A 3120-nucleotide genomic window follows, 5' to 3' on the forward strand; every position below is an offset into this window, starting at 1 on the left:
TCATCGTCAAGCTCCTATCCCAAACCCCCGACCCGCTCACGCTGGTCGGGGGTTTTTCTTTGTGCTGAGAAAATATATTTGGCTATTTTCTGGTTGGATGTTTTCTAGGCAATGCTGTAGCGCATCGTTATGATGCCAGCCTCTTTGGCGAGGCCTTGTTTTGATGCGTGATCTGCTGCATTTACTCCAAGATGGCCAGTTTCATTCTGGCGAGTCTATCGGTCGTGCCCTTGGTATCAGTCGTGCGGCGGTATGGAAGCGTCTCCAGTTGTTAGAGGCAGAGCTGGGATTGACTGTCTATCGCGTGCGAGGCAAGGGCTATCGCATGGCCTCGGAAATGTCCTTGCTCGATGCTGCTGTTATTAAAGCGCAAGCGATGGAGCTGGGCTGGTCATGTTCTTTCTACGAGTCCCTGGATTCGACTAATGCAGAGGCGTTGCGTCAGTTGGCGGTGGGAGCCTCCTCCCCCTTGCTGGTGATCGCTGAGGCTCAGGAGGGGGGGCGTGGGCGTCGTGGGCGCGGCTGGATCAGTCCTTTTGGTGAGAATCTTTATTACAGTCTTGGGTTGCGGCTGGAGAGCGGCTACCCGCTTGATGGCTTGAGCCTGACTGTTGGACTTGCCGTGCAGCGCGTGCTGTCCGCTATGCGAGTCGATGTAGGGGTGAAGTGGCCGAACGATTTGCTCGTGGGGGGGCGAAAAATCGCCGGCATCCTGCTCGAGCTTTCCGGAGAGCCGGGTGGTGCTTACCAGCTGGTGATAGGAATTGGCATTAACGTCAATATGCTCCCGGGGCGTGTGGACATCGATCAGGCCTGGACCTCGCTGCGCGCAGAGAGCGGTCATTTTGTTGACCGGACGCTGTTGGCTGTCGCTCTTGGGCGGTCGCTTAGGGATTATTTGCTGCGTCATGAGCGAGAAGGTTTTGCCGGGCTGCGAGAGGAGTGGGAGGCTGTCCATATCTGGCGTGGGCTTGAGGGGCGTTTGCTGGCAGGGGCGAAATGCACTGATGGGCGAATCCTGGGTGTTGATGACCAGGGGGCGCTGCGGTTCGAGGTTGCGGGGCGTGAGTTGCAATTCAGCGGTGGCGAGTTAAGCCTGAGGTTGCGTGATGATTCTTGAGCTGGATTGTGGCAATAGCCTTATTAAGTGGCGGCTGCTCGATAGTAAGGGCGGGTTGGCCTCGAGCGGTCTTGCTGAGTCGACTCAGCAGTTGCTGGAGGCAGTTGCAGCGAGTGAGGCGCGGTTGCGCGCCTGTCGGTTGGTCAGCGTGCGCAGCGATGAAGAGACTGCTGCTCTGGTTGATCGCCTTCAGCGTGAGTTTGGTGTGGGTGTTGTCTGTGCGCAGCCTGCAGCATCTCTTGCTGGGGTGCGCAATGGCTACCATGACTTTACGCGTCTTGGTCTTGATCGCTGGCTTGCTGCTGTGGGTGCCTATCAGTTATCTGGTGGGTGTGCCTGCCTTGTTTTGGATCTGGGGACTGCAATTACCTCGGATTTCGTAACGAAAGAGGGTGAGCATTTGGGGGGCTACATATGTCCCGGTATGCCTTTGATGCGTCGTGAGCTTAGTACTCATACCCGCCGGATTCGCTATGACGATGTCGTGGCGCAGCAGGCTCTGCTTGGGCTTGAGCCTGGGCGCAATACTGCAGAGGCGGTTGAGCGCGGCTGTGCATTGATGTTGAAAGGCTTTGCTTTAACTCAGCTTGATGTGGCACGCAGCTGTTTGGGTGATTCCTTTCAGGTCTATCTCACTGGGGGGGATGCTGCGCTGGTTGGGGGATATCTGCCTCAAGCTCATCTGGTTGCTGATTTGGTATTCAGGGGGCTTGCTGAGGCTTGCCCTGTTTCCGGGGTATAGCCATGCGCTGGTTGTTTCTGTTGTTCCTGGTTCTCAATCTTTTTTATTACGTATGGCATCAACAAAAGGCGCCGTTGCGAGCCAAGGAAGTAGAGGCTGTCGAGATGCGTCAGGGGTATCAGCAGGGGGTGCGGCTTTTGAGTTCTGCTGATCGCGAGCGTGTGCGTTCGCATGGGGCGCCTGCTGCTGAAGCGGTTGTGGCTGACTCCTGTCTCTTTCTGGGTAGCTTTCAATCGACGGTGCAGGCGCAGCAGTTCGAGCAGCGCCTGACGGCTCTGGATATTCAGGCTGAGGTACGTTCGGTGACTGCTGCTGCTGGCCTCGACTACTGGGTTTATCTTGCGCCTCTGGCCTCGAGGCAGGCGTCGCTTAGGCAGCTAAAAGAGCTTCAGGCTAGGCGAATCGATAGCTACATCATTACTCAAGGAGATCTGGCAAATGGGATCTCGCTTGGTATTTTCCCTAGGCATGACTCTGCAGAGAGCGTGATGCGGCGTCTGCGCGATGCTGGTTATGAGCCGCTTCTTCGGGAGCTGCCTCGCGCACAGAGAAGCTTCTGGGTGCGGGTGGCGCCGAATAGTCGGCGTCTTATCGATGATGCGCTCGAGTCTCTGGCTTTGGACTTCAATGGTTTGCAGCATCAAATAATGCCGTGCGAAAGCGTTGCAAGTGGTCAGTAGTTTGCATAGAATGGCGCCCGCTTTGCGGGGTGGCTCTCGTGAAGTGGCTGGGATAAGCAGCTAACCTCAAGTTTTTATTGAGAAAATGCTTGACAGTCAGGTGGCAGAAGTTAAAATGCCGCCCACTTTGGAGGGGTTCCCGAGCGGCCAAAGGGATCAGACTGTAAATCTGACGTCATAGACTTCGAAGGTTCGAATCCTTCCCCCTCCACCAGATTTAAGCGTGAGCTGCAGGCTCTGCGGGCATAGTTTAGTGGTAGAACCTCAGCCTTCCAAGCTGATGATGCGGGTTCGATTCCCGCTGCCCGCTCCAGGTTTGCTGTTTGTGCAAAGTGTTTCGCTCATGTAGCTCAGTTGGTAGAGCACACCCTTGGTAAGGGTGAGGTCAGCGGTTCAAATCCGCTCATGAGCTCCACTCTATAAAGGCAGATATCTCTATATCTGCCTTTATTTTAATGTTTGTTGTATTCACTACCTTGTTCGGAGGCGGTTCAGATGGCTAAGGAAAAGTTTGAGCGTAATAAGCCGCACGTCAACGTCGGCACCATCGGTCACGTTGACCACGGTAAAACCACTCT

The 3120-nt window shown here is 55.3% G+C and carries 4 protein-coding genes and 3 tRNA genes; all 7 read left to right on the forward strand.

Annotated elements, in window-relative coordinates; translation table 11 throughout:
- The first annotated feature begins 163 nt into the window (after window positions 1-163).
- Window positions 164-1120, forward strand: a complete 957-nt coding sequence (gene birA, locus P7A97_RS20465) for a bifunctional biotin--[acetyl-CoA-carboxylase] ligase/biotin operon repressor BirA (protein WP_277692335.1) — start codon at window positions 164-166, stop codon at window positions 1118-1120.
- On the forward strand, window positions 1110-1862 hold the full coding sequence (locus P7A97_RS20470) for a type III pantothenate kinase (RefSeq protein ID WP_277692337.1): 753 nt from the start codon (window positions 1110-1112) through the stop codon (window positions 1860-1862). Before birA ends, P7A97_RS20470 begins: the two co-directional genes overlap by 11 nt.
- Before the next feature lie 2 nt (window positions 1863-1864).
- Complete coding sequence (locus P7A97_RS20475; protein ID WP_277692339.1) at window positions 1865-2542, forward strand: SPOR domain-containing protein; 678 nt, start codon at window positions 1865-1867, stop codon at window positions 2540-2542.
- Between the two features lie 129 nt (window positions 2543-2671).
- A tRNA-Tyr gene (locus P7A97_RS20480) sits at window positions 2672-2756 on the forward strand.
- A 25-nt stretch (window positions 2757-2781) separates the two neighbouring features.
- Window positions 2782-2855, forward strand: a tRNA-Gly gene (locus P7A97_RS20485).
- A 26-nt stretch (window positions 2856-2881) separates the two neighbouring features.
- Window positions 2882-2957: transfer RNA gene (locus P7A97_RS20490), tRNA-Thr, on the forward strand.
- An 80-nt stretch (window positions 2958-3037) separates the two neighbouring features.
- On the forward strand, window positions 3038-3120 hold an 83-nt coding region (locus P7A97_RS20495), incomplete at its 3' end, for a GTP-binding protein (protein WP_003292966.1).

It is taken from the genome of Pseudomonas sp. GOM6 (assembly GCF_029537485.1).
Taxonomy (GTDB): Bacteria; Pseudomonadota; Gammaproteobacteria; order Pseudomonadales; family Pseudomonadaceae; genus Aquipseudomonas.

Coding starts and splice junctions, on each gene's coding strand:
- birA (WP_277692335.1), top strand. CDS start 164: ATGCGTGATCTGCTGCATTTACTCCAAGATGGCCAGTTTCATTCTGGC.
- P7A97_RS20470 (WP_277692337.1), top strand. CDS start 1,110: ATGATTCTTGAGCTGGATTGTGGCAATAGCCTTATTAAGTGGCGGCTG.
- P7A97_RS20475 (WP_277692339.1), top strand. CDS start 1,865: ATGCGCTGGTTGTTTCTGTTGTTCCTGGTTCTCAATCTTTTTTATTAC.